Source organism: Lysinibacillus sp. UGB7 (assembly GCF_049058285.1).
GTDB classification, from domain to species: Bacteria; Bacillota; Bacilli; order Bacillales_A; family Planococcaceae; genus Lysinibacillus; species Lysinibacillus sphaericus_B.
Window position 1 is genome coordinate 43,950 of the sequence record NZ_JBMGUV010000015.1, and the last position, 25,507, is coordinate 69,456.

Genomic DNA, 25,507 nt, shown 5'->3' on the forward strand with positions numbered 1-25,507 from the left:
TATATAATTCCTCCTTGATTGTGGTTATAGCGGATTTTACCTCCCACGAATAAAGGTTGCGCGTTCACAAAGAAACTCCGCAACCTTCCAAAAACAAATACATCATCAAGTAACTGGGATTAGTCTTCGATAACAATACCCATGCTTCGTGCAGTACCTTCAACCATTAACATAGCAGCTTCTACTGAAGCAGCGTTAAGGTCTGGCATTTTAGTTTCAGCGATTTCGCGAACTTTATCACGTTTAACCGTCGCCACTTTTTTACGATTTGGTTCACCTGATCCAGATTGGATACCAGCTGCTACTTTAAGTAAAACTGCTGCAGGTGGAGTTTTTGTAATGAAAGTAAATGAACGGTCCTCGAATACTGAAATTTCTACTGGAATAATAAGACCAGCTTGATCTGCAGTACGCGCATTGAATTCTTTACAGAATCCCATGATGTTCACACCCGCTTGACCTAATGCAGGACCAACCGGTGGAGCTGGGTTTGCTTTACCAGCAGGGATTTGAAGTTTAACAACTTTAATAACTTTTTTAGCCACGAGACACACCTCCTTAAGTCCGTGATGTGGTAATTGGGTTGCCCCTCCCACTCAATATCTGTCTGTCAGCTAATTGCCGATAACATTAAAATTATCATTGCAGACGTCAAACCAAAGTATGACAGTCTGACCTATGAAATGATACCACTTTTAATTTTTTTAAGCAAGTAGTAATTAACAAAAACTGCGACATATGCCACAGGTTACGTTTATTCCGTTATAACTACTTATATAGTTATAATTTTTGGATTTGCTCAAAGTCTAGTTCCATAATTGTTTCGCGACCAAACATATCGACAGAAACTTTCACTTTTCCTTTTTCCGTGTCAATTTCTTCAACACGTCCTTGGAAGTGCGCGAAAGGCCCCTCTAATATTTCAACAGCTTCACCTATAGAAATATCCACTTCTACAACTTTATCAGTCATGCCCATTTGTTGTAGTAGACGATCTGCTTCCTCTGGTAATAAAGGCGTTGGCTTTGCACCGCCACCTGAAGAACCAATAAAGCCTGTTACACCTGGCGTATTGCGAACAACATACCAAGAATCATCTGTCATAATCAGCTCTACTAGAACATAACCAGGGAAAACCTTGCGCATCATTGTACGCTTTTTCCCATCCTTCATTTCTGTTTCTTCGTGTTCAGGAACGATTACACGGAAGATTTTATCCTGCATTCCCATTGTTTCAACGCGTTTCTCTAGGTTTGCTTTTACACGGTTCTCATACCCTGAATACGTATGAACAACATACCAATTTTTCTCCATAACTACTAGGACTACTCGTCCGTCCCTCCCTTATAAATTAATTTCGCCTTGGCGTAATTGCGTCCGGATTTTGAATTATTTTACTCTTTTTACAATATTCTCATTAGAAAAACATAGCTTTCGCTAATAGAAGCGAAAGCACGATGATATATACCTTAATTAGCATAGTCACCTAACGCTACACCCATTGTTACCTAGTAGCACACAAATCATAATGAGAACATTTTACTGCTGTTCACTTCATAAAACAAACGAAAAAACCCGTTATTGTAATGGACGGGCTATTTTCAAAAGTATTAACATGCTCTTTACTAAATTATAACTCTAAGTACCAGCGGAATAATGAAGAAATGCCTAAGTCAACTAACACAAAAAATAAAGCCATAATTACTACAGTCGAAATTACGACTACTGTATATTTCGTCAGTTCTTTACTTTTTGGCCAGCTTGTTTTTCGCATTTCCGACATTACGTCGCTGAAAAAGCCTTTAATCTTGCCCATTCTAGCCTAACCTCCGAATCAATCGTATCTGTCTATTTACAAATCATTTATAGCGTTTGTTTATGCACTGTATGTTCATTGCAATGCGAGCAAAATTTCTTTAATTCGAGGCGTACAGTCGAACCTTCCTTCGCAGGAAGCGTGTAATTTCTCGAGCCGCATTTATCACAATTTAGCACGACTTTCTTTGCCATTTAATCACCTTTTCGGCACTTTGTCTTTTAAAGACTAACACCTATATTTGTCAATGTCAACAAGGGCAAGCCCCTCTATAACATTTCCTCAAGAACTAGATGTCGCTCCAATTTTCGCTTTACTCGTTGCAGTGCATTGTCTATGGACTTCACATGGCGATTCAATTTTTCCGAAATTTCATGGTAAGATTGTCCATCTAAGTAAAGGGCTAACACTTGCAGCTCCAACTCACTTAAAATCTCACCCATCTTTTCTTCTAAATAACCAAACTCTTCTCTATGAATCATTAACTCTTCTGGATCATCCATAATTGCACCTGTTAAGACATCCATCAGGGTACGGTCTGATTCTTCGTCAAAAATTGGCTTGTCCAAAGAAACATAGGAATTGAGTGGGATATGTTTTTGTCTTGTTGCCGTTTTAATCGCCGTAATAATTTGTCTTGTAATACATAATTCTGCAAAAGCGCGAAAAGAGGCAAGTTTATCCCCTTTAAAATCCCGAATCGCTTTATATAAGCCAATCATGCCTTCTTGCACAATATCTTCCTTATCCGCACCAATTAAAAAATAAGATCTTGCCTTTGCCCTTACTAACAAACGGTATTTCGTAATTAAAAAATCCAACGCATCTGTATTACCTTGATGCACCATTTCAATAAGTTCTTCATCATTGAATCGTTCAAAATCTTGTGTCACTTGTACAATACTATTTTTAAACATGGTATCACCTCAGCTACAACAGATAATTAGGAACAGTATAACGGAATTGGAAATTACGCGTCAATCAATCATTTTAAACCACGACGCCATTTTTCGAAGGCCAATGCAACGTCTGGCTTCAATTCTATACGAGAAGGCGGCTTGCTATCTTGCTTTCGTTTCACATCATGTGAAATTTTATGTTGGATAATGCCCAAATCAATTTCAAGCTCCCTTGCCGATTTACGAAGAGCACCGTTACCAAAAATCACATTTTGCTCTGCCATATCGGAAGTTGCTACATGAATCTGTACATGTCTTGCTTTTAATTCCTGTGTCATTTTTTCAATGCGCTCATCTGCTGTTTCATTTTTTCGTGTATAAATGATTTCGACATCATTTTCTATATAAGATTGCTCAACACCTGGTACAAGATGCGCGTCAAAAACGACAATTACTCGCCACCCCATAGCTGCTTTATATTCGGCCATAAGTTCGATTAATCGCTTACGTGCATCCTCAAAATTCGTATCACGTAATGGACGAAGCTCTTTCCAGGCCCCAATCATATTATAGCCGTCGACAAGCAAAATGTTTTTCATCGTTAGTCATTCGCTTCTTGACGTTTACGGTACACTTCGTACATTAAAAGCGCAGCAGCTACAGAAGCATTTAAAGATGTAACATGACCAACCATCGGCAGATGATATAAAAAATCACATTTCTCTTTTAACAGACGACCCATTCCTTTCCCTTCACTACCGATAATGATAGCAAGCGGTAATGTCGCATCCATTTTACGATAATCTACAGAGCCTTTTGCATCTGTCCCTGCGATCCATACGCCACGATCTTTTAACTCATCTACCGTTTGCGCTAAGTTACTGACTCTCACAACAGGTACATGTTCAATCGCCCCCGTTGAAGCTTTTGCTACAACAGCTGTCAAACTGACTGAGCGACGCTTAGGAATAATAATACCATGTACACCAATTGCATCTGCAGTTCGCATAATAGAACCCAGGTTATGTGGATCTTCTAACTCATCTAAAATTAAGAAAAACGGATCTTCTTGTTTTTTCTCTGCAGCTAAGAATAAGTCGTCTAGTTCAGCATAACTATATGCTGCAACAGAAGCAACAATTCCTTGATGATTTGCATCTGATAATTGATCTACCTTTTTTTTCGGTACAAATTGAACAATGATTCCACGTTCACGTGCTAAATCTAGCAGTTCGCCTACACCTGATTTTTTCACACCTTCTGCAATCCATACCTTATTCATATCGCGGCCTGAACGAAGTGCTTCTAACACTGGGTTTTTACCGGCAATAATTTCACCATTTTGTTCTGCCATTATTTTTTTGACACTCCTTTTGATTCCTCGATTATTTGAATAGCGTATGCAATGATTTCATAAACGCGTTCTAATTCATTTAATAAATACAAACTACCAAGCACTGCCTCAAAGCCGGAGCTATTACGGTATGTCAGTACATCAGTATTTTTTGGCACAGAGCCGGATTTAGCATTGCGCCCCCGACGGAACACAGCCAATTCCTGCTCTGATAAAAAGTTTTCATCCATCATGCGATGCACAATCGTAGACTGTGCCTTCGCTGATACATAGTGCGTTGCTTCTTTGTGAAGTGTATTTGGTTTTACGCGACCAGCACGCAGTAAATGCTCACGAATCTGCTGTTCTAAAACCGCATCCCCCATATACGCAAGGGCTAATGCATTTAATTGCTTCACATCTTCATTTCGGAGTTTATCCAAGTTATTTACCCTCGTTTCCATCTAGTTCCTTGGCGAGTATCTTCTAAAATGATACCTTGCGCTTGCAAATGGTCACGAATTTCATCTGAGCGAGCAAAATCCCGGTTTTTACGTGCATCTACGCGCTCTTGTAAAAGTGCTTCAATTTCATCGTCTAATAGTTCCGCTTCTTTTACAAATTCAATACCTAAGACGTCACCAACTATCTCAAAAGTTTCCGTAAAACCTATCAATACTTTCTCATCCGTATTCGTTTCATTCAAGTAAATATTGGCGATACGCGCTAGTTCAAATAAAACTGAAATTGCATTGGCAGTATTGAAATCATCGTCCATTGCTTCTTCAAATTGAACTTTTTGTTCAGCAATTTTTTGAAGCCACTCTGCTGAATTATCACCAAGACTCGCAGTTGCCGTTAAGCGATGTTTCACATTGTTGTACGCCGTACGAATACGCTCTAAGCCAGTAGCTGCTGCATCTACTAAATCCTTCGCAAAGTTAATTGGATGGCGGTAGTGTACAGAAAGCATAAAGAAGCGTAACACTTGGGGGTCAATCTGTTTACGAATATCGTTTACAAGTACAAAATTCCCAAGAGATTTTGACATTTTTTCATTATCAATATTAATATACCCATTATGCATCCAGTAACGCGCAAACGTCTTGTCATTATGTGCTTCTGATTGGGCAATTTCATTTTCATGGTGTGGGAATGTTAAATCTTGACCACCTGCATGAATATCAATTGTATCACCTAGGTGCTCACGTGCCATCACTGAGCACTCAATATGCCAACCTGGACGCCCTTTGCCCCAAGGACTTTCCCAGTAAATTTCACCCGGTTTAACCGCCTTCCATAAAGCGAAATCTAACGCGTCGTCTTTCTTCTCACCGGCTTCAATGCGAGCACCGATTTTTAAATCATCTACAGACTGATGCGATAACTTGCCATAGCCATCAAACTTACGTGTTCGATAATAAACATCTCCTGCTGACTCATAAGCATAGTCTTTATCGATTAAAACTTTAATGAACGCAATAATGTCATCCATATGTTCTGTAACGCGTGGATGCACATCTGCTTTTTTGCAGCCTAATGCTGTAACATCTTCAAAATATGCAGCAATAAAACGTTCTGTTAGCTCGTGAACTTCCTCGCCAAGTTCATTTGCAGCTTTAATAATTTTGTCGTCTACATCCGTGAAATTTGAAACAAACTTTACTTCATAGTCCTTGTATTGAAAATACCGACGTACAGTATCATAAACAATGACAGGACGGGAATTCCCAATATGAATATAGTTATAAACTGTCGGACCGCACACGTACATTTTAACTTTGCCTTCTTCTAACGGTACGAAAGTTTCTTTTTGTCTTGTTAATGAGTTAAAAATTTGGATACTCATTGTTTTTCTCTCTCCTTTTGTAAATGCCCGATTTCTTCCTGCAAAGCTGCTATTTGCTTCTCGAAACCTTGACAACGTTCCTCTACAGGGTCAGGAATATTTTGATGGTCTAGTTTTTTCTCTAAACGAATACCATCTTTCATCACAATTTTACCAGGGATACCGACAACCGTAGCATTCGGTGGCACTTCTTTTAAGACAACCGAGCCTGCTCCAATTTTACTATTCTCACCAATTGTAATTGAACCTAATACCTTTGCACCTGTTGCCACTAGCACATTATCCTGTAATGTCGGATGGCGTTTCCCTTTTTCCTTCCCTGTACCACCTAATGTGACACCTTGATAAAGTGTAACATTATCGCCTATTTCACAGGTTTCACCTATTACGACTCCCATCCCATGGTCAATAAAGAAGCGACGACCAATTTTTGCACCGGGATGAATTTCAATTCCTGTAAAGAAACGGCTTATTTGTGAAATCGAACGTGCTATAAAATAAAAACGTTTTTTAAAGAACCAGTGCGCAATACGATGCGCCCATGTAGCATGTAAACCTGAGTAAGTTAATACAACTTCCAGCACACTACGCGCCGCTGGATCATTTTCAAAAATCGTTGCTACATCTTCCCTCATTCTTTTAAACATAAAAAACTCCCCCTTTTCAATTTTGATCTGTCTTGCTCCCCCAGACATTTTAAACAAACCAGTGCGCACCTTGGAATTGCCTCAACGACTTTACAACCGCCAAAAGATGCAACCACTCCTTTTACGGGTCCCACTCAGTCGGCATTTAACCATTTACTGAACAACGTAAAAAAACGCCCCCATCATTCCTATTAAGGAATGACAGAGACGCTAAATTTGCGCGGTTCCACTCTGATTGAAGACACAGGCCTTCCACTCTGGATGTTCTGTAACGGGAACGACCCGATAAAGCCTACTTAACGTTCAGCCCTATGCTCAAAGGTGCATTTCAGTTTTGCCTTGGCTCAGACCACTTTCAGCCGGTGATGGTCCTCTCTATAGAGCATGCGCCACTTACTTCTCCTTATCAACACTTTTAAATATTTTATTAAACTTACTGTATGCATATTCTGTTTTTAAAAGTTAAATTCATTTTACATCGAAGAAACAAATTGTCAATGAAATTCTATTATTGCGCGTATTTTTCTACGCGAGCAATCGTTTTTTCTTTACCAATTAGGCAAATCGCATTTGGCAATTCAGGACCGTGTGTTTCACCCGTAGTGACAACACGGATTGGCATGAATAAGTTTTTGCCTTTATGGCCTGTTTCTTTTTGTACAGCCTTAATAGCTGCTTTTACAGTTTCTGGTGTAAACTCTTCTAAACCTTCAAGTTGTACTTTAAATGCTGCCATTACTTCTGGTACTTGCTCACCAGCTAAGACTTCATTCGCTTCTTCATCATATTCAATATGCTCATTGAAGAATAGGCTAGATAGTTCCACAATTTCCGCACCAAAGCTCATTTGTTCATGATAAAGCGCAATTAAATCAGTTGCCCAAGCACGCTCTTCTGTTGTTAATTCTTCTGGCAATAAGCCTTCTTTTTGTAAGTGTGGTAAAGATAATGCCACCACTTCTTCTAATGATAATTTTTTGATGTACTGATTATTCATCCAAGTAAGCTTTTGCTTATCGAACATAGATGGAGATTTTGATAACCGTTTTTCATCAAACATTTCGATAAATTGTTCTTTCGAGAAGATCTCTTCTTCCCCTTCTGGAGACCAGCCTAATAATGCAAAGAAGTTAAACATAGCTTCTGGTAGATAGCCAAGATCTTTATATTGCGTCACGAATTGAATAATTGATTCATCACGTTTTGATAATTTTTTACGATTTTCATTAATGATTAATGTCATATGACCGAAGCGCGGATATTCCCAGCCGAATGCATCAAAAATCATCATTTGCTTTGGCGTGTTTGATAAATGCTCTTCACCACGGAAAACGTGTGAGATTTCCATAAAGTGATCATCTAATACTACCGCGTAATTATATGTCGGAATACCATTCGCTTTTACGAGTACCCAGTCACCAACATCTTTTGATTCGAATGTTACTTGTCCACGTACTAAATCTTCAAATTCATATGTTACGTTTTCAGGTACACGCATACGAATTGTGTATGACTCACCCGCTGCTACTTTAGCCGCTACTTCTTCAGCTGATAAATGACGGCAAGTACCATCATAAGTTGGGGCCGCAACGCCACGAGCTTTTTGTTCCTCACGAGATGCTTCTAGCTTTTCTGATGAACAGAAACATTTATAAGCTGCACCTTGTTCTAATAGCTTTTCAGCATGCTCTTTATAAATATCTAGACGCTCCATTTGGCGATAAGGCGCATAGGGACCACCAATATCGATAGATTCATCGTATTCAATGCCTAACCACTTTAAGTTATCTAGCTGAGATGCCTCCCCGCCTTCTACATTACGCTCGATATCGGTATCCTCAATACGTACGATAAATTTACCGTTGTGATGTCTTGCATATAAATAGTTGAATAACGCTGTACGCGCCCCACCAATATGTAAGAAACCTGTTGGTGATGGTGCATAACGAACGCGAACTTCTTTGGTCATAGTTAAAAGCCTCCTAAATGTTCGTCTGAAAAAAAATTCCGACCTTGTTAACTTTGTTCATTTTACCACTGTAGTATAGGAAATAAAAGTAGCGTGTGTTTAGCAATATAGCACACCCTTCCATTTTATTTTTTTATTAATAAAATGGTCGCCATAGAGGCGATACCTTCTTCACGGCCTGTAAAACCTAAACGCTCAGTCGTAGTTGCCTTAACATTCACCTGCGACGGTTCGGCATGAAGTAGTTCGGCAATACGATTTTGCATTTGTTCAATATATGGTGCCATCTTAGGACGCTGTGCCATAATTGTACAGTCAACATTTCCTAACACATAGCCACTATCCTCAACCATTTTCCAAATATACGCTAGCAACTTCGCTGAGTCAGCATCCTTAAATGCTGGATCAGTATCTGGGAAATGACGTCCTATGTCCCCCTCACCAATTGCACCAAGTGCCGCATCCGTTACCGTGTGTAATAATACGTCTGCATCTGAATGACCAACTAATCCCTTTTCATGTGGAATAGTTATACCACCTATAATTAATGGGCGTCCTTCTTCAAATGCATGTACATCAAATCCTTGTCCTATTCGAAACATATCCTGCTACTACAACAGAGATGATTGTAGCAGCACTCACCTTCTTCCATTTTTATATTTATCTACATTATCATACCCTCACATTTTAACATATTTCCTAGGAAATTTTGTTGTCAGTCTATACGTCATTTCTATGTTGATATTGTTTATTCGACTAGAATAAAACAATTTAAAAGATACAGTATAGCAGGCAGGTTGCGCATTCAAATTTTATGAAACTTACCTCAATGCATGTCCTATATGCCCCTTGCATTTTTATGCTAAAAAATCTCATCAGCCAAACAGCCTGACGAGATTCATAGTTTATTCTTTGATTCTTTATAACGTTTCTAATGCGCGTTTACGTAAAATGGCTTCGCCAAATACTAAATCTTCCTTCGTTGTCATCTTTACATTTTCATAACTGCTTTCCACGATATGAACTGCATGACCGAGACGTTCGACTAACATTGCCTCATCCGTCCCAAGGAAGCCTACTTTTTCCGCAACATCCTCCGCTTCCACTATTAAATTAAATTGGAAGGCTTGGGGAGTTTGAATCATCCAAAGACTTTCACGGTCAACCGTCTCCTCTATGACTCCGTCACGTACTTTTTTCATTGTATCTTTCGCACGTACCCCCGCAATGGCGGCTCCAAATTCATGTGCACTTTGTACAAGATTTGCAATAATATCATGTGTGATAAAAGGCCGTGCAGCATCATGTACAAGGACAATATCAACTTGCTCCATTTCCTTCATACAGGAGTGGACCGAGTGTTGCCGCTCAGCCCCTCCATCAGGCAAGCCTTTAACCTTAGAAATTGCATATACCTCTAGCATTTCTTGAATGATGACTCGTTCTTCTGGCTTCACTGCAAGCCAAATGCCTGTGCACTGCTCGTCTTGCTCAAATACTTCGAGCGTGTGTATTAAAATTGGTTTCTCTAAGAGCTTTAAAAACAATTTATTTTTTCCTGCACCCATTCGCTTTCCGCTACCGGCAGCAGGTAATACTACTTCATAGTGCAACTTTCCCACTTCCTACTCATCCTTTGGCTTAGCAAAAATCATACGACCTGCTGATGTTTGCAAAACACTCGTTACTGTTACTGTTATTGCCTGTCCTATATAGCTACGACCACCTTCTACTACAATCATCGTACCGTCATCTAAATAAGCGACGCCTTGGTTATGCTCTTTCCCGTCCTTAATAACAACTACCTGCATGTCTTCACCAGGAATAACCACTGGTTTCACAGCATTCGCTAAATCATTAATATTTAAAACTTTTACTTGGTGCAACTCACACACTTTATTAAGGTTGAAGTCATTTGTAACGATTTGTGTATCATTGCCCCTTTTTTTTGCAAGTCGCACAAGCTTTAAGTCTACTTCCTGCACATCTTCAAAGTCTTCTTCAGTAATCTCAACCTTCGTCATACGTTCATCCTGTAGCTTTTTCAGAATATCCAAACCGCGGCGACCTCTAGTACGTTTTAGTGTATCCGAGGAATCCGCAATATGCTGTAGCTCAGTTAGCACAAATTGTGGCACAACTAGTATCCCTTCGATAAAGCCTGTTTCAGAAATATCAGCAATACGTCCATCAATAATAACACTGGTATCTAACAGCTTATAGCTACCTCGAATTTCTGGAATATCAACACCCTCATTCGCTTTTCGCTTCGCATTATTACCTCGTAATGTAAATAACTGCAGTAGTTCATCACGCTTTTTAAACCCTACACGAAAGCCTAAATATCCAAGTACGAATGACAAAACTATTGGTAAAACTTCTGTAATGACCGGTAACTTTACAAATTGTACACTATCAATCGCAAAACCTAAAAAATAAGCAACAATAAGCCCGATAATTAGCCCGAGTGTACCAAACAATAAGTCGCCAACCGGTACTTTAAACAGTACATCTTCCATCCAGGTAATCAGCCGTACAAAGTAATCAGAAAATGCAAACGATAATGTAAACAGTAAAAGTGCTCCTAAAGCTACTGAGACGTAAGGATTATCAAGCCAAGGATTAGATGATAAATGAAGCAATTCGTATAATGGCGGTAAGAAAACAAAGCCCAAAGCTCCTCCGATCAGTAAAAAAGCAATTTGAATAAATTTTTTCACAAGCTGTCACCTCCTATTCTTATATTCGATTATACATAGTTTACTGTAGAAAATCTTTCTTGAACCCATTAAATTATCTTTAATTTTACCTCTCTTCAATCAAGGATTCTTCAGTCGACGGAAAAATGCAAAGTCCTCCGATAGTTATCATAGGTTTTTGTTCAAATATTAATTGCCGTGTGTAATTAATGATGAAGCAAAAGTGCATGTCAGACTCTTGCCTCACATGCACGATTTCTTACAACTCTCTAAAAGAAGCATTTAACGCATCTTTTATCGTCTCAACACCAACAATTTCAATGCCTTGTGGGAAATCCCAGCCACCTATATTAGAAGCAGGGATGAATGCACGTTTAAAGCCAAGTTTCGCTGCTTCAATTACACGTTGCTCGATACGAGAGACACGGCGAACCTCCCCAGTTAATCCCACTTCCCCAATAAAACAATCAGTGGCTCTGACTGCCTGATCCTTAAAGCTTGAAACAATGCTCGTCAATACAGCAAGGTCAATGGCTGGTTCATCAAGCTTCACACCGCCAGCAACCTTAATATATGCATCTTGCGCTTGTAGCATGAGCCCCATACGCTTCTCTAGTACTGCCATAAGTAATTGCACACGGTTTTGATCCACCCCGGTTGCCATGCGCTTTGGGTAATTAAAGCTTGTCGGTGTCACGAGGGATTGAATCTCTACTAAAATAGGGCGCGTTCCTTCCATTGAGGCCACAATTGTTGAACCTGCTGCACCTTGTGAACGCTCCTGTAAAAACAGCTCAGACGGATTTAATACTTCCTTTAAGCCCCCTTGAAGCATTTCGAAAATAGCAATTTCATTTGTAGAGCCAAAGCGATTTTTCTGACTTCGTAAAATCCGATGATTATGGTGACGTTCTCCCTCAAAATATAGCACTGTATCAACCATATGCTCTAATATACGGGGTCCAGCAATTTGCCCCTCTTTCGTCACATGCCCGACCAAGAAAATGGCAATACCTTTTGTTTTCGCAATACGCATCAGCTCAGCTGTACATTCACGTACCTGCGACACACTACCAGGCGCACTTGTTACTTCTGGATGGAATACAGTTTGAATAGAATCGACGATAACAAACTTCGGCTGTACATCATCAATAGTTTGGTTTAGCAACTCTAAATTCGTCTCTGAATAAATATAAAGTTCCTGTGACATCACGCCTAAACGCTCAGCACGTAGCTTCGTTTGACGAATCGATTCCTCACCAGAAATATATAGCACTCGATGCCCTTTGTTCGACAATAACGCTGACACCTGTAGAAGTAGCGTTGACTTTCCAATACCAGGATCCCCACCGATTAATACAAGAGACCCAGGCACGATACCACCACCCAAAACACGATTCAACTCGCCCATTTCTGTTGCTACGCGTGATTCCTCTGCCACTTCTATCTGCATAATTGGTAGTGCCTTTTGTGTAACTGTTGCAGAATGCTGGAATGCCCCACGCGGTCCCTTGGCTACGACCTCAACCTCTTCCACCATCTTGTTCCATTCCCCGCACCCAGGACATCTTCCCATCCATTTTGCAGATTCATAGCCACAACCTGTGCATACAAATTTTGTTTTTTTCTTTGCCATAATTGCTACCACCTCGAATATTTGTTCTTATCTCTATTTTACATAAAAAAAGACAGCTTAGCACTATGGCCTCGCTGCCTTTCCATAAAGTAAATTTTTAATAGAGCACTTAAGCTCCCGCTTCTTCTAATTTTGAAGAACTATTTAGAGATTGAAACGCCCTCTTTTTTCTTCACGACAAAATTATCGTTCACGTAATCGATAATGACTTGATTGCCTTTTTCAACATTGCCTTTAAGTAGCTCTTCCGACAGACGGTCTTCCACTTGTTTTTGCAGTGCACGGCGAATTGGACGAGCACCGTATTGTGGATCGTACCCTTCATCTGCTATTTTTTCAAGCGCTGAATCTGTTAACTCTAACGAAATGTCTTGTTCTTTTAGACGTTTTGTTAAAGCATTTGCCATCATTGATACGATTTCTTTTAAGTGACCTTTTTCTAACGAATGGAAAACAATCATTTCGTCAATACGGTTTAAGAATTCTGGGCGGAAAGCTTTTTTCAGCTCTTCTAACATAGTGCCCTTCATATCTTTATGCTTAGATTCAGAACCACCTAAACTGAAGCCTAGGTTTTTTTGATATTTTAATGCATCTGCGCCAACATTTGATGTCATAATGACAACCGTATTTCGGAAATCAACTACACGACCTTTAGAATCTGTTAAACGGCCATCCTCGAGCACTTGTAATAAGATATTGAATACATCTGGATGTGCCTTTTCAATTTCATCCAGTAACACAACAGAATATGGTTTACGGCGAACTTTTTCTGTAAGCTGACCACCATCGTCAAAGCCGACATAGCCTGGAGGCGAGCCGACTAAACGTGAAGTAGAGTGTTTCTCCATGTACTCAGACATGTCAACGCGAATCATTGCATCTTCATCGCCGAACATTACCTCAGCAAGGGCTCTCGCTAGTTCTGTTTTACCGACACCTGTAGGGCCAAGGAAAATGAATGAGCCAATTGGACGTTTTGGATCCTTCAAACCTGCTCTTGCACGACGTATTGCACGAGAGATTGCTTCTACTGCTTCGCTTTGACCAACAACGCGTTTGTGTAACTCCTCTTCAAGTTGTAAAAGCTTCGCTGATTCTTCGTGTGCGATTTTCGCTACCGGGATTCCCGTCCACATCGAAACAACCGCTGCAACATCGTCCACAGTTACCTTGGATTCAGCTTTACCTTGCTCTTCTTTCCATGTTTTGCGCGTTGTTTCAATTTCGTCTTTTAACTTTTGCTCTGTATCTCTTAAAGAAGCCGCTTTTTCAAATTCCTGACCAGAAACAGCTGCATTTTTCTCAGAACGAACATTTTCAAGCTTATCTTCCAATGCCTTTAAGTTTGGTGGCACTGCAAATGAACGCAAGCGTACTTTAGAACCCGCTTCATCGATTAAATCAATTGCTTTATCTGGTAAGAAGCGATCTGAAATATAACGGTCACCCATTTTTGCTGCTGCCTCAATAGCTTCATCTGTAATTTTCACACGATGATGTGCCTCATAGCGATCACGTAAGCCGTGGATGATTTGAATAGCTTCTTCAACAGTTGGCTCATCTACTTGAATTGGCTGGAAGCGACGCTCTAAAGCAGCATCCTTTTCAATGTATTTACGGTACTCATCTAAAGTTGTTGCTCCGATACATTGTAGCTCACCACGTGCTAATGATGGTTTTAAAATATTGGATGCATCAATTGCACCTTCAGCGCCACCAGCACCGATTAATGTATGCAATTCATCGATGAATAAGATGACATTACCTGCTTGGCGAATCTCATCCATTACTTTTTTCAGACGATCCTCAAATTCACCTCGGTATTTTGTACCTGCCACAACGGTACCCATATCAAGGGTCATTACACGTTTATCACGAAGGATTTCCGGCACTTCATTATTAATAATTTGCTGTGCTAAGCCTTCCGCAATCGCTGTTTTACCAACCCCTGGCTCACCAATTAAAACGGGGTTATTTTTTGTGCGGCGTGATAGTACTTCAATAACACGTGTAATTTCTTTACTGCGACCAATAACAGGGTCTAATGATCCTTCACGTGCAATTTGTGTTAAATCACGCGCAAGGCTATCTAATGTCGGTGTATTGGCCGCCTGTGTCGCTTGTTGACCAGATTGGGCATTGTCATTATTTCCAAGTAACAATAATACTTGCTGACGTGCTTTGTTTAAGCCGACACCCGCATTGTTTAAAACGCGAGCTGCCACACCCTCGCCCTCACGAATTAACGCTAATAGTAAATGCTCTGTACCTATATAAGAATGACCTAATTTACGTGATTCATCGACTGATAGTTCAATTACTTTTTTAGCTCGAGGTGTATAGTGAACAATTGGTCCAACATCCTCTGTACCTTTACCAACTAATTCTTCAATGCCAGTTTCAATCATTTGAGGGCTAATATCAATGGCTTCTAATGCTTTCGCTGCAATACCCCCGCCTTCACGAATAAGTCCTAAAAGAATATGCTCAGTTCCTATTGATTCGTGTTTCCAACGAATAGCCTCTTCCTGTGCAAGTTGTAATACTTTTTGTGCGCGTTGTGTAAAACGATTAAACATCATATGAATCCTCTCCTTTTCCCTCTATATTAGGCTTACTCAAGCTCTCTTGAAATAATGCCTCCCGAAGCATCTTTGCTCGTACCCGATCACGTTCGGACGGCGGCAATGCCTCACCTGCATAATGTTGTAAAAATCCAGGTTGCATACAGACAATACATTCATTTAATGTTGTGGCCCTAATGCCATGTATCAACTGTAAATCTACCCCCAGACGTACATTAGATAAGCAAGTAGCTGCTTCCTCACTTGTTAAAATTCGGGCATGCGACAGAGTGCCTAAAGCACGGTAAATACGATCTTCTAAGGCGAGTTCTGCCTTATCCATCAGCTTACCTCTTGCCTGCCGTTCTTTTTGAATAATTTTTTCAGCAACACTTTGAATGTCTGCTAAAATATCATCTTCTGTTTTTCCTAGGGTAATCTGATTTGACACTTGGTAAACGTTCCCTAAATTTTCGCTACCTTCTCCATATATTCCCCTAACTGTCATTCCTAATCGTGTCATGGCATTTATTATTTGATTCATCTGACCAGTTAATGTTAAGACTGGAAGATGCATCATGACAGAAGCCCGTAGTCCTGTACCAATATTCGTTGGGCAACTTGTTAAATAGCCAAAATTATCTCGAAATGCGTAGGGCAGCGCCCCTTCTAAAGCACGATCAATTTTATTGGCCTGTTCGTATGCCTTTTGAAGTTGAAAGCTTGCTGTCATACATTGAATGCGTAAATGGTCTTCTTCATTCACCATAATGCTAATGGACTCATCCTCAGATAGTAGCATCGAGCCAACTAGCTCTTTTTTGGCTAACTGTGGACTAATTAAATGTTTTTCAACTAAGATTTGTCGTTGTAATGGTGTTAAATCTTTTATGGCAAAATAAGAGTACCTTTCAAGGAGTTTAGGACTGTCCTGAATTGCGTGTGTTACTGCTTGCTCCACCTGTAGTGCTTCATCTTCTGAGAAAACTAATGGGAAACGGTACCCATCTAAATTCCGAGCAAGGCGAATACGTGTACTAATGACAATATCTGAATAATCATCTTCTACATGCATCCATACAGGCGTGGCACGCTCTAAAAAAGGCTCAATCATCACGACACATCACCACCTTCGAATTGTAGCTGATTCTCAAGCTCCTTTGCCTCATCACGAAGCTTTGCCGCCTCTTCAAATTGTTCTTCGTCTACGGCATCTTTCATCCGTTTACGAATATCTTCAATTTGTTTTTTTATGACATAGACATTGCTATGAGCACCTGGCATTTTGCCAATATGTTGAGGTCCAGCCTGAATACGGTTAAAGAGTTTTGGCAAATGCTCGGCAAAAGTGTCGTAACAGCCAGGGCATCCGAATTTCCCCTCTTTTAAAAATCGCTTATACGTAAACCCACAGTGAGAACACGTTTGTTGCTGGGGCGGTGCTTGCTGCTTTTCACCAACTTTTTGTTGCCACGTTGGTGAGCCGAACCAATTAGATAGTAACTGTTGAATTGAAACCGGCTCTTGCTTAAACTCCGCATGAAATGGATGGAACTGCGAAGCGCAGACGTCACAATAATGATGCTCCACCTTCTGACTATTTTGAACTTGTGTTACCGTTACTGTCGCATTACGCTGTTTGCAATGTTCGCATATCATCTCCATCACCTCTTTACTTTTGCTTTTCGTATTTAATCGTTGTTAACATCGCACGTAGAATTCTCGCACGTATGCTATCCCGTAAAGGTAGTTGTAAATCTAATGTTGAGCGATCAACTGCCGCTAACATTAATTTCGCTTCTCGTTTTGAAATTACCTGCTCATCAATTAGACGATAAACTAAATCTTCTGCCACTGTTTGAGATGCCCCACCTTCAATTTGCAAGAGCACATCATCAATCAAATCAATTTGTGAGTTTGCACGGACACGTAAAATTCGAATGTATCCACCCCCGCCACGTTTACTTTCAACAAGGTAACCACGCTCAGCCGTAAATCTTGTATTAATAACATAATTTATTTGTGACGGTACACATTGAAATTTATCCGCAATTTCACTACGTTTGATTTCAATATGCCCTTCTCCACCTAATTCAAGTACTTGCTTTAAGTAGCCTTCTATGATGTCTGAAATATTACGCATTTTAGGAATACACCTCGCTAACCACACTGACTTTGACTATCTTTGACTATATTTGAGTATATTATACAGAACGCTTGAAAATAATTGCAATTAATACGCACATTGAAAAATCGCACGTACAATTGCCCTCTCAACGAGTATGATTTTCCATCAGGATACCGCGACACCGACATCCAGAACTTGGGTTATGTTCTTTCCATTGTGTATCCAGTAAATTAGAGTTCTTCGGTAGATTGTCCCATGAAACGACAAAGAAAGAAGTTAAAACGGGTTTCATAGTTATAACCTACCCTTTTCGCCTATAGAAAAAACGCAAGCATATGCACTTAGCATATACTTGCGTCTATAAAAATTATACCCAGCGGCCGACAATTGGGTAGCGCCAAGGCTCATCAGATATAGCCTTCACAATACCGATAATTGGTACGATAAACGTCATAAGACCAAAAATTAGTAAAAACGGTAAGCCGATTAACACGAAGCTTAAAATTCCAGCAATTGCAATTAATACCCACATTACAATTTGGAACAGTAATGCCTGAATAGAGATTCCTTTTACTTCTTCATCAGAACTAATTAAGAAAAATAAAATCGGCACTAAAAATGGTGCAAAAAACGCACTGGCATGTATGATTACTTTAGACCATTTTGTTTCCATAAATATCAACCTTCCTTTTTAATTTGTTCTTGCTATTTGTAATACTATTTACGGAACTATACTCTAAATAGTTTCAAACAAGTATAAAATTTTTAAAAAAACTTTTTTGAAGGGCATGTGATACATGATGGATTTTAATAACACACTTGCAAACGAATATGAAAAAGGTATTCGACGTACATTGCCAAGCTATGATGCCATGTTACGTTTAACACAAACCTTTTATCGATCCAATCTGGCTGAGGAAGCTACGTTTTTAGTGCTTGGCTCTGGAAGCGGCAATGAAATCTTACAGCTTGCTGAACAAAGACCCCACTGGTCCTTTGTAGGTATAGATCCTGCAGAAGCAATGCTACAAATTGCAGAGGAACGCTTAAAATCGTTGCAAAATAAAATTTCCTTATGTCGTGGCACGATACTAGAAACATCTTTACCGGCTACAAAGTTTGATGCTGCCAGTTGTATACTAGTTCTTCACTTTATCGAAACTTATGAGGAAAAACTTGCGACTTTAAAAGAAATTGCGAAACATTTAAAGCCTGGAGCACCATTTGTCCTTGTCTCAAAATATGGGCAGCTTAACACAACTGAAACTGAGCTACAGTTTGATTTATGGCGTTCCTATTGGCTACAACACACAAAACTTTCAGCCTCAGAAGTGGCGAATATGGAGCAGTCCATACGCGCTCTATCATTTATGCCGGAAAAAGATATTTTAACGCTGTTACAACAGGCAGGCTTTACACAACCTTCCCGATTTTTTGCAACAACATTATTTGCAGGTTGGGTATGTTATAAAGGGGTACTTGAATAGATAGAGATGTTAGACGCCTGTATATATGCTACGTTAAGGCTTTGCGACTATACCTGTCGAAATGTACCATCGTTTAGAACGCCCGACCTGTCGTGGCATCTAACGTGTTAAAATCTATTTTGGTGTAGGTCAAGCGGGTGATACTACAAGTGCCCTCTCCCCATGCAACATCCCGCAATCCGTTCGTTTTGAGTAGTTGACTTAGTACCCTTTTATATGGGAAAAACAGAATTGAGGTGAATGCTGTGATTCGCACAATGGGCATTTCAAAAGATCAACAATTATTAAAGGGATTTCCACTTGAAGACATTAAAGATAAGTATTTTGAATGGTTCTGGGTCGATTTTAATAGCCCCACCGCTGAAGAAGAGCTATTACTCGATACTTTTTTTCATTTTCATCCACTAGCCATTGAAGATTGCTTAATGCGTTTACAACGGCCAAAGCTCGATTTTTATGATGATTATCATTTTTTCGTGATTCATAGGCTTAACGAGGAGACTCTAATAGCTGAGGAATTAAACATCTTTGTCTCCGATAAGTTTATCGTTACATACCACAAAAACGAGACACCTGAGATAGATAAGGTGCAAAAACTTTTAGAAGAGCAACCAAAGAATTGGGAACGCGGTACTGTATTTCTAACCTACCAGACCATTGATAAAATTGTCGATAGCTATTTCCCACTTGTCTATAAGATTGAAGATCATCTAAATACACTTGAAGATGAACTGACATATCAAAGCAGTGTAAATGCGATGCAAATTGTATTTGAATTTCGTAGTGATTTACTTCATTTACGAAGAACCATTTTACCAATGCGTGACCTCTTATATCGAGTACTCAGCTCTTACCGCTTCGCGCTAAAAAAATCCGAACGAGCTTATTTCGGTGATATTCACGATCATTTAGTCAAGCTTACAGAGATCGTCGAATCTAATCGTGAGCTTACAGCCGACATGCGCGATAACTATATGGCGATGAGCTCCAGCCGCATGAATGGTATCATGATGACGTTAACAATTGTTTCTACAATCTTTATTCCACTAACCTTTATTGCTGGCGTTTACGGGATGAATTTTGATATTATGCCTGAACTCCATGGTCGATATGGCTACTTTATCGTCCTTGGTATTATGATATTAATCGTGATCTTTATGCTGTCTTTTTTCAAATACAAAGGTTGGTTCAAACTATTTAAACCCTAAAAAAGAGGGCATCTAGAAAAAGCGCTAGATGTCCTCATTATATTTAATACGGCCCTCGATCATCCACTTTATTTTCCCCTTGCTGTGGGAATAAAAAGTATGCAAGAACACCAGATAATAATGTTGCACCGATGATAATTAAAAGTTGGTCGATATCCGGTACTTCCGCATAGTAGTTGTTTAACATATAAACTGCTCCTATTGCAACAATCACCATAACAGGAATGACAAACTTAAAACGCTTCTTCTCCATGTAATGCCTCCTTTTAGCAATATTAATTAGATATCTTTCACGTACAATTATTTATTAAACTAAACAGTTCGTATTTTACAGGTTTGTCTTATGAAATTCAAACTACTTTTTATTCTTTAAAAAAATCTATTTCATGACTTTTAAGCGACAATCATTTAAAAAATATTGCAAAAATATAGAAATAAACTAAATTTTTAACCAAAATTGACACTAAAAATAGTAGAATAGATTAAATACCATATTTCGCAAATTTTCATACATTAATATACGAAGACACTTTAATTAATATATATTATGGATTTATAAAGAATGGAGCAGACAACAATGAGTTGGTTTACAAATAAGAACAATTCTAGCTACTCAATTTTATTATCACCGGAGGAATATAAGCATAACGTACAATTAGATGTTTCTAACCACCCAAATCTTCAAAAGCAGTTGCAATTATTAGATTTAACTACTGAAGATTTAGCCATTATTAAGCAACTTCAGCCTTTGGCTAAAGATTTGATTCCTAAAATGGTCGATCAATTTTATGCAGCTATTAGTTTGAGCCAAGATTTGTTGGATATTATCCATAGAACTTCACAAATCGAACGTTTAAAAATTACATTACATAAACATTTAAGTGATATTTTCGAAAGTCATATTAATGACTCTTATATTAACGAAAGAAAGTCAATAGCTGAGACACATGTGCGTATTGGCTTACAATCTAAGTGGTACATAGCGTCGTTCCAATCATTAACTTCTACGTTTGCAAACTTTGCAAATGAATTAGATGTTTCTAAGCATGATGCGCTTCGTGCCATTAATGCCTTCTGCAAAATCATTAATTTTGAGCAACAGCTTGTTATAGAGGCATACGAAAATGAAGAAGATCGTATTCGTTCAGAGGCGGATGAAACAAAGCACTCACTTGTTACAACCATTCAAAGTACCGCTGAAGAGTTAAATGCTATCAGTGAGGAAACGGCTGCTTCTCTAATGGTTATCTCTGCACAAACGGATGACATTGCTGTAGCAACAAAACAAGGTTTGAGCTTCGTTGAAGAGACAAAAGAAAAATCTAGACGCGGCCAACAACAATTACAAGAGCAAAATGATTTAATACATGTCATTTTACAAAGTGTAAATAGCCTTGAAGTGACAATGAATCAATTACGTACATCTTCACAAAAGATTTCTGAAATTGTAGGCCTAGTCACAGGTATTGCTGATCAAACAAATCTATTAGCATTAAATGCCTCCATTGAGGCAGCACGCGCAGGTGAGCATGGTAAAGGTTTCGCTGTCGTGGCTGAAGAAGTCCGCAAACTTGCTGAGGAAACAAAAAATGCCGTACAAAACGTTTCACATCTTATAAAAGAAACAGAAAGTAATATTACAACAATGGCGAGCTCCGTTATCAATGTAGACCAAAAAATTCAACATAGCGTAGATACACAAACAAATTTATCGAAATCATTTAATGATATTGCAGATGCTGTTACAGGTATTCAGCAGCAGTATGTAAATACAGCACGCGATATTTCTGCAATTTCAAATTTAATTACAGAGTTGTCACAAGGTGCTACACTTGTTTCCTCCTCTTCAGACTCATTGATTAATGTAGTCAATGAATTAAATATCTAATTACTTCTAAGCCAAATGCTCTAATATGGCTATTAAAAAGGGAAATTGACCTCCATGTGTCAATTTCCCTTTTATTTTAATGTGCCAAAGCACGTTTTTGCTTACGGTGTTCCCGTCGCGCAGGACCTGTTTCGAACAAACGTTTATCAGCATCAGTTTCTGGAATAATGGCTGGAATAGCCTTTGGTTTCCCTTTTTCATCCACCGCTACCATTGTCACGAAAGATTCCGTCGTTAGCTTCTCTTCACCTGTTTCGATATTACGTGAAATCACCCGTACATAAACCTCCATGGAAGAATGCCCTGTAGAAGAAACAATGCTTTCAATTTCTAAAATATCTCCTACATGAGCCGAAGATAAAAAATCAACCGAATCGATAGAGGCTGTTACCACATGCCCTTTTGCATGTTTCATCGCTGTAATTGCAGCAATTTCATCAATATAAGCTAACACTCTACCACCAAAAATGGAATTGTGATTATTTGTATCTGGCGGTAATACGAGACGCGTTTGAACCGTACGTGATTGGCTCATCGGAACAGCGTTGTTTGTCATAGTTCTAGTAACTTCCCTTCATGTATGTTCTTCCGTCATCGTATCGTACAAAAAGACTTGATGCAAACTAGAATGATTTTTTCATGGCAATAAACTTCATATCTGTCATTTCCTCAATTGCCCACTTAATACCCTCTCGTCCGTAACCACTCATTTTCACGCCGCCGTATGGCATATTATCAACTCTAAAAGTTGGAATATCGTTAATAATAATAGCTCCTGCTTGTAATTCGTCTGCTGCACGCAATGCATCTGGCAGCACATTCGTATATATTCCTGCATTTAAGCCAAGTTCCGACTCATTCACTAGTCGAATAGCGTCGTCTAATGTTTCATATGAAACAATTGAGACGATTGGTGCGAATGTTTCCTGACAAATTATTTTCATATCGGCTGTCACATGCGTCATAACTGTTGGTGTTAATGTACGCTCTGTGAACGTTCCACCTGTGGCTACGATCGCGCCTTGTGCCTTTGCTTCCTCAATCCATTGGCGAATTCGTTCCACTTCACCAGGATTGATCATTGCACTAACATCTGTTTTTTTATCGACTGGATCACCTACGACTAACTTTTCGGTTTCTTTTACAAATGCATTCGTAAATTCCTCAATAATCGAGGCGTGTACATAGATACGTTGTAACGAAATACAAACTTGTCCAGCAAAACTAAATGCACCGCTGACACAACGCGATATAATTTTATCTATTGGTGTCGACGGCTCGACAATAACCGCAGCATTAGAACCAAGCTCTAATGTTACTTTGCGCAATCCTACTTTTTCTTTAATGCCTAGTCCAACCTTACCACTTCCTGTGAATGTCACCTTTTTCACAAATGGATGTGTAACGAGTATATCACTTAGCTCTCCACCACTACCTGTAACAATTTGTAATGCACCATCTGGTAGACCTGCTTCTTTAAAAATGTCAGCCATTACAATTGCACTTAGCGGTGTTTGTGTCGCTGGTTTTAATACCACTGTATTACCCACTGCAAAAGCAGGGCCTAATTTATGTGCTACTAAGTTAAATGGAAAATTAAAAGGTGTAATAGCAGAAATAACACCTAATGGCTCACGCTTAGTCCAACCAATTCGATCACCCGCTCCTGGCGCGGCGTCCATAGGCACCGTTTCGCCCATTGCTTGTTTTGCTCCCTCTGCGGCGAATTGATATGTTGCGATTGTGCGATCAATTTCAGCTGAGCCTGCCGATAAAGGTTTTCCTGCCTCATGCGCCAAAATCTCCGCTAATTCTTCTTTACGATGGCGCATAATGTCCACCACTTTATATAAAATTTCGGCACGTTCGTAGGCTGTTGTCTTTTTAAACGATAGAAATGTCTTTTGTGCACCTTCTATTGCTCGTTCAACATCCTGAACAGTTGCCTTAGCAACCTTCGCAATTACATCACCGCTATAGGGTGATGTTAAATCATACGATTCCTTCGTGTCTTGCCACTGACCATTTATCCACAGCTTTGCTTCTTTCATCCTTCAAAAGCACCTCCGAAAAATAATATTCTTCACTTAGTTTATCACGAAGAGCTCGAATTAGATGCCACTACAGCAGCAGTAACTGCCGCCATCATCGCTGCCTGCTGCGCTTGTATTAAGAGCTCGATAGAAGCCATGATGGACATTGATAATGATTGTTGCACCTTCGCCATATCATGAATAGCAATTTGTATTGCCATAAACAGCACAAATTCACGATGCCATTTTAATAATTTCATACCCTTTAATTCATGGTACAAATCAGTAATTTGCGAGATTTGCGCGCTATTCAATTGAAGAATTGCTAAGAATCCCAGTAACGGATAGTGCATTGTTTTTATTTTTACATCTACTTTTTTTAATATGTCACGAATAGTAACAACACTTGGCACAAGATTACTATCATATTGTGGAGATAAAAACGTTAGCACCTGCGATAGCCATTGTAATTCATTACCTGCATAAAAATTATACGAACGAAGCTCTTTATAATAACGATTCATTGTTTCAGCACGTAAGATAACATCATCATTTGGGTTACTAAGTAATACTGCATAGGGAATATCATCAAAAGAAGTTAAAAATCGATGGTGTTTTCGAATGGCTTCATACAAGGCACGTGCCTTTTGAGCATGTGCCTGTTTCTCACTTTCAATGTTTGTTAAAAATTGAGCAGCTATAAAATTGAAATTCCCACTTTTAAATTTTGCTTCCTTTAATATCTTTTCATTTATAATTATGTTTTTTACCGCCTGCTCGATGTCATCCTGTTCCATGATGTTTGCAGCCATACTATAGCCAACGTTTGCTCTTAGCGGAGACATCCATGACGTTTGCTTCTTCATCTCTTGAAGTACTTCTTTAAATTTTAGCGCATCAAAGGTTTTGCCTGAAGCTACATACGTGCTGGCAATAGCTAAAATAATTTTGCGATCAACTGACCATCCAGCCGCCTTCGCTACGCCCTCCACCGTTTGTGTGAATTGGTTTTCAATTATAACAATATCCATCTTCAACACGCTCCTTTTTACTATTTACGTAATATTTTGTCGAAAAGATTCAATCATTTTGTAACAATTAACATAAAAAGTAAACTTAAATTAATGTATGTAACTAGGTTTTATATGGTTTAATAAAAATAAATCAATAATTAATGGGGGATTATTATGAATGAAAGGACGATTAAAAAATCGTTGTTCACTGAAACCTTACAAGATCGATTACAGCTTTTTTTACTATTACGTAACGCTCAAAATAATATAAATTTACATAAACTTTTTCAGAAGAATTAGCATAGAAAAACAGCGGCAAAAAAACATTGAAGTTC

Annotated in this window: 27 protein-coding genes and 1 other annotated feature; of the genes, 3 read left to right on the plus strand and 24 right to left on the minus strand. The window is 39.1% G+C overall.

What is annotated here, in order from left to right; all coding sequences use genetic code 11:
- Positions 1-119 precede the first annotated feature (119 nt).
- The 20 genes from rplK to ACOMCU_RS14855 form a co-directional block, all read right to left on the minus strand.
- Entirely contained in the window at positions 120-545 is a 426-nt protein-coding gene (rplK, locus tag ACOMCU_RS14760; RefSeq protein ID WP_004233593.1) for a 50S ribosomal protein L11, read from the minus strand.
- A 235-nt stretch (positions 546-780) separates the two neighbouring features.
- Positions 781-1,314, minus strand: a complete 534-nt coding sequence (gene nusG, locus ACOMCU_RS14765; RefSeq protein WP_010860621.1) for a transcription termination/antitermination protein NusG — start codon at positions 1,312-1,314, stop codon at positions 781-783.
- A 316-nt stretch (positions 1,315-1,630) separates the two neighbouring features.
- Complete coding sequence (secE, locus tag ACOMCU_RS14770; RefSeq protein WP_010860622.1) at positions 1,631-1,816, minus strand: preprotein translocase subunit SecE; 186 nt, start codon at positions 1,814-1,816, stop codon at positions 1,631-1,633.
- A 47-nt stretch (positions 1,817-1,863) separates the two neighbouring features.
- Positions 1,864-2,010, minus strand: a complete 147-nt coding sequence (rpmG, locus tag ACOMCU_RS14775) for a 50S ribosomal protein L33 (protein WP_010860623.1) — start codon at positions 2,008-2,010, stop codon at positions 1,864-1,866.
- Between the two features lie 75 nt (positions 2,011-2,085).
- Positions 2,086-2,733, minus strand: coding sequence for an RNA polymerase sporulation sigma factor SigH (gene sigH, locus ACOMCU_RS14780; protein ID WP_010860624.1), 648 nt, complete (start codon positions 2,731-2,733; stop codon positions 2,086-2,088).
- A gap of 68 nt (positions 2,734-2,801) precedes the next feature.
- Positions 2,802-3,314, minus strand: a complete 513-nt coding sequence (locus ACOMCU_RS14785; protein ID WP_010860625.1) for an NYN domain-containing protein — start codon at positions 3,312-3,314, stop codon at positions 2,802-2,804.
- A gap of 2 nt (positions 3,315-3,316) precedes the next feature.
- Positions 3,317-4,069: a 23S rRNA (guanosine(2251)-2'-O)-methyltransferase RlmB gene (rlmB, locus tag ACOMCU_RS14790; RefSeq protein ID WP_010860626.1), complete on the minus strand. Its 753-nt coding sequence runs from the start codon at positions 4,067-4,069 to the stop codon at positions 3,317-3,319.
- Complete coding sequence (locus tag ACOMCU_RS14795; protein WP_421050552.1) at positions 4,069-4,491, minus strand: Mini-ribonuclease 3; 423 nt, start codon at positions 4,489-4,491, stop codon at positions 4,069-4,071. The genes rlmB and ACOMCU_RS14795 overlap by 1 nt, the downstream gene beginning before the upstream one ends.
- Positions 4,492-4,496: 5 nt before the next feature.
- Complete coding sequence (cysS, locus tag ACOMCU_RS14800) at positions 4,497-5,897, minus strand: cysteine--tRNA ligase (RefSeq protein ID WP_010860628.1); 1,401 nt, start codon at positions 5,895-5,897, stop codon at positions 4,497-4,499.
- Positions 5,894-6,544, minus strand: coding sequence for a serine O-acetyltransferase EpsC (gene epsC / locus ACOMCU_RS14805; protein WP_010860629.1), 651 nt, complete (start codon positions 6,542-6,544; stop codon positions 5,894-5,896). The genes cysS and epsC overlap by 4 nt, the downstream gene beginning before the upstream one ends.
- 200 nt (positions 6,545-6,744) lie before the next feature.
- Positions 6,745-6,963: a binding site (T-box leader), on the minus strand.
- Between the two features lie 89 nt (positions 6,964-7,052).
- Positions 7,053-8,513 (minus strand): glutamate--tRNA ligase, encoded by a 1,461-nt coding sequence (gltX, locus tag ACOMCU_RS14810; protein ID WP_010860630.1) that lies wholly within the window; start codon positions 8,511-8,513, stop codon positions 7,053-7,055.
- Positions 8,514-8,638: 125 nt separating this feature from the next.
- A complete protein-coding gene (ispF, locus tag ACOMCU_RS14815; RefSeq protein ID WP_421050553.1) occupies positions 8,639-9,115 on the minus strand; it encodes a 2-C-methyl-D-erythritol 2,4-cyclodiphosphate synthase in 477 nt (158 codons plus the stop codon).
- 318 nt (positions 9,116-9,433) lie between these two features.
- Positions 9,434-10,126, minus strand: coding sequence for a 2-C-methyl-D-erythritol 4-phosphate cytidylyltransferase (gene ispD, locus ACOMCU_RS14820; RefSeq protein ID WP_010860632.1), 693 nt, complete (start codon positions 10,124-10,126; stop codon positions 9,434-9,436).
- A 12-nt stretch (positions 10,127-10,138) separates the two neighbouring features.
- Positions 10,139-11,233 carry a PIN/TRAM domain-containing protein gene (locus tag ACOMCU_RS14825; protein ID WP_421050554.1) on the minus strand — a complete coding sequence of 365 codons (1,095 nt, stop codon included), beginning with the start codon at positions 11,231-11,233 and terminating at the stop codon, positions 10,139-10,141.
- 238 nt (positions 11,234-11,471) lie between these two features.
- On the minus strand, positions 11,472-12,848 hold the full coding sequence (gene radA / locus ACOMCU_RS14830; protein ID WP_010860634.1) for a DNA repair protein RadA: 1,377 nt from the start codon (positions 12,846-12,848) through the stop codon (positions 11,472-11,474).
- Between the two features lie 140 nt (positions 12,849-12,988).
- Complete coding sequence (locus ACOMCU_RS14835; RefSeq protein ID WP_010860635.1) at positions 12,989-15,433, minus strand: ATP-dependent Clp protease ATP-binding subunit; 2,445 nt, start codon at positions 15,431-15,433, stop codon at positions 12,989-12,991.
- A complete protein-coding gene (locus ACOMCU_RS14840; RefSeq protein ID WP_036130813.1) occupies positions 15,423-16,532 on the minus strand; it encodes a protein arginine kinase in 1,110 nt (369 codons plus the stop codon). Before ACOMCU_RS14840 ends, ACOMCU_RS14835 begins: the two co-directional genes overlap by 11 nt.
- Positions 16,529-17,074, minus strand: coding sequence for a UvrB/UvrC motif-containing protein (locus tag ACOMCU_RS14845; RefSeq protein WP_010860637.1), 546 nt, complete (start codon positions 17,072-17,074; stop codon positions 16,529-16,531). Before ACOMCU_RS14845 ends, ACOMCU_RS14840 begins: the two co-directional genes overlap by 4 nt.
- A 13-nt stretch (positions 17,075-17,087) precedes the next feature.
- Positions 17,088-17,558 carry a CtsR family transcriptional regulator gene (locus ACOMCU_RS14850; protein WP_010860638.1) on the minus strand — a complete coding sequence of 157 codons (471 nt, stop codon included), beginning with the start codon at positions 17,556-17,558 and terminating at the stop codon, positions 17,088-17,090.
- Positions 17,559-17,910: 352 nt separating this feature from the next.
- Positions 17,911-18,216 carry a DUF4870 domain-containing protein gene (locus ACOMCU_RS14855; protein ID WP_010860639.1) on the minus strand — a complete coding sequence of 102 codons (306 nt, stop codon included), beginning with the start codon at positions 18,214-18,216 and terminating at the stop codon, positions 17,911-17,913.
- Between the two features lie 124 nt (positions 18,217-18,340).
- Between ACOMCU_RS14855 and ACOMCU_RS14860 the strand changes: the two genes are divergently transcribed.
- The gene (locus ACOMCU_RS14860) at positions 18,341-19,030 is read left to right on the plus strand and encodes a class I SAM-dependent methyltransferase (protein WP_421050555.1); all 690 of its coding nucleotides are present in this window, start codon (positions 18,341-18,343) and stop codon (positions 19,028-19,030) included.
- 245 nt (positions 19,031-19,275) lie between these two features.
- Positions 19,276-20,238, plus strand: coding sequence for a magnesium/cobalt transporter CorA (gene corA, locus ACOMCU_RS14865; protein WP_421050556.1), 963 nt, complete (start codon positions 19,276-19,278; stop codon positions 20,236-20,238).
- Between the two features lie 43 nt (positions 20,239-20,281).
- Here the strand turns inward: corA and ACOMCU_RS14870 are convergent, their stop codons facing one another.
- Positions 20,282-20,491, minus strand: coding sequence for a hypothetical protein (locus ACOMCU_RS14870; RefSeq protein ID WP_010860642.1), 210 nt, complete (start codon positions 20,489-20,491; stop codon positions 20,282-20,284).
- 324 nt (positions 20,492-20,815) lie between these two features.
- Here ACOMCU_RS14870 and ACOMCU_RS14875 point away from each other — a divergent pair, with 324 nt between their 5' ends.
- The gene (locus ACOMCU_RS14875) at positions 20,816-22,126 is read left to right on the plus strand and encodes a globin-coupled sensor protein (RefSeq protein WP_010860643.1); all 1,311 of its coding nucleotides are present in this window, start codon (positions 20,816-20,818) and stop codon (positions 22,124-22,126) included.
- 76 nt (positions 22,127-22,202) lie between these two features.
- Here the strand turns inward: ACOMCU_RS14875 and ACOMCU_RS14880 are convergent, their stop codons facing one another.
- The 3 genes from ACOMCU_RS14880 to ACOMCU_RS14890 all read right to left on the minus strand — a co-directional run bounded on the left by ACOMCU_RS14880 (position 22,203) and on the right by ACOMCU_RS14890 (position 25,190).
- Complete coding sequence (locus ACOMCU_RS14880) at positions 22,203-22,682, minus strand: acyl-CoA thioesterase (RefSeq protein WP_421050557.1); 480 nt, start codon at positions 22,680-22,682, stop codon at positions 22,203-22,205.
- 67 nt (positions 22,683-22,749) lie between these two features.
- Positions 22,750-24,177, minus strand: a complete 1,428-nt coding sequence (locus ACOMCU_RS14885; protein WP_010860645.1) for an aldehyde dehydrogenase family protein — start codon at positions 24,175-24,177, stop codon at positions 22,750-22,752.
- Positions 24,178-24,221: 44 nt separating this feature from the next.
- Positions 24,222-25,190, minus strand: coding sequence for a DUF4003 family protein (locus ACOMCU_RS14890; RefSeq protein WP_010860646.1), 969 nt, complete (start codon positions 25,188-25,190; stop codon positions 24,222-24,224).
- Positions 25,191-25,507 lie beyond the last annotated feature (317 nt).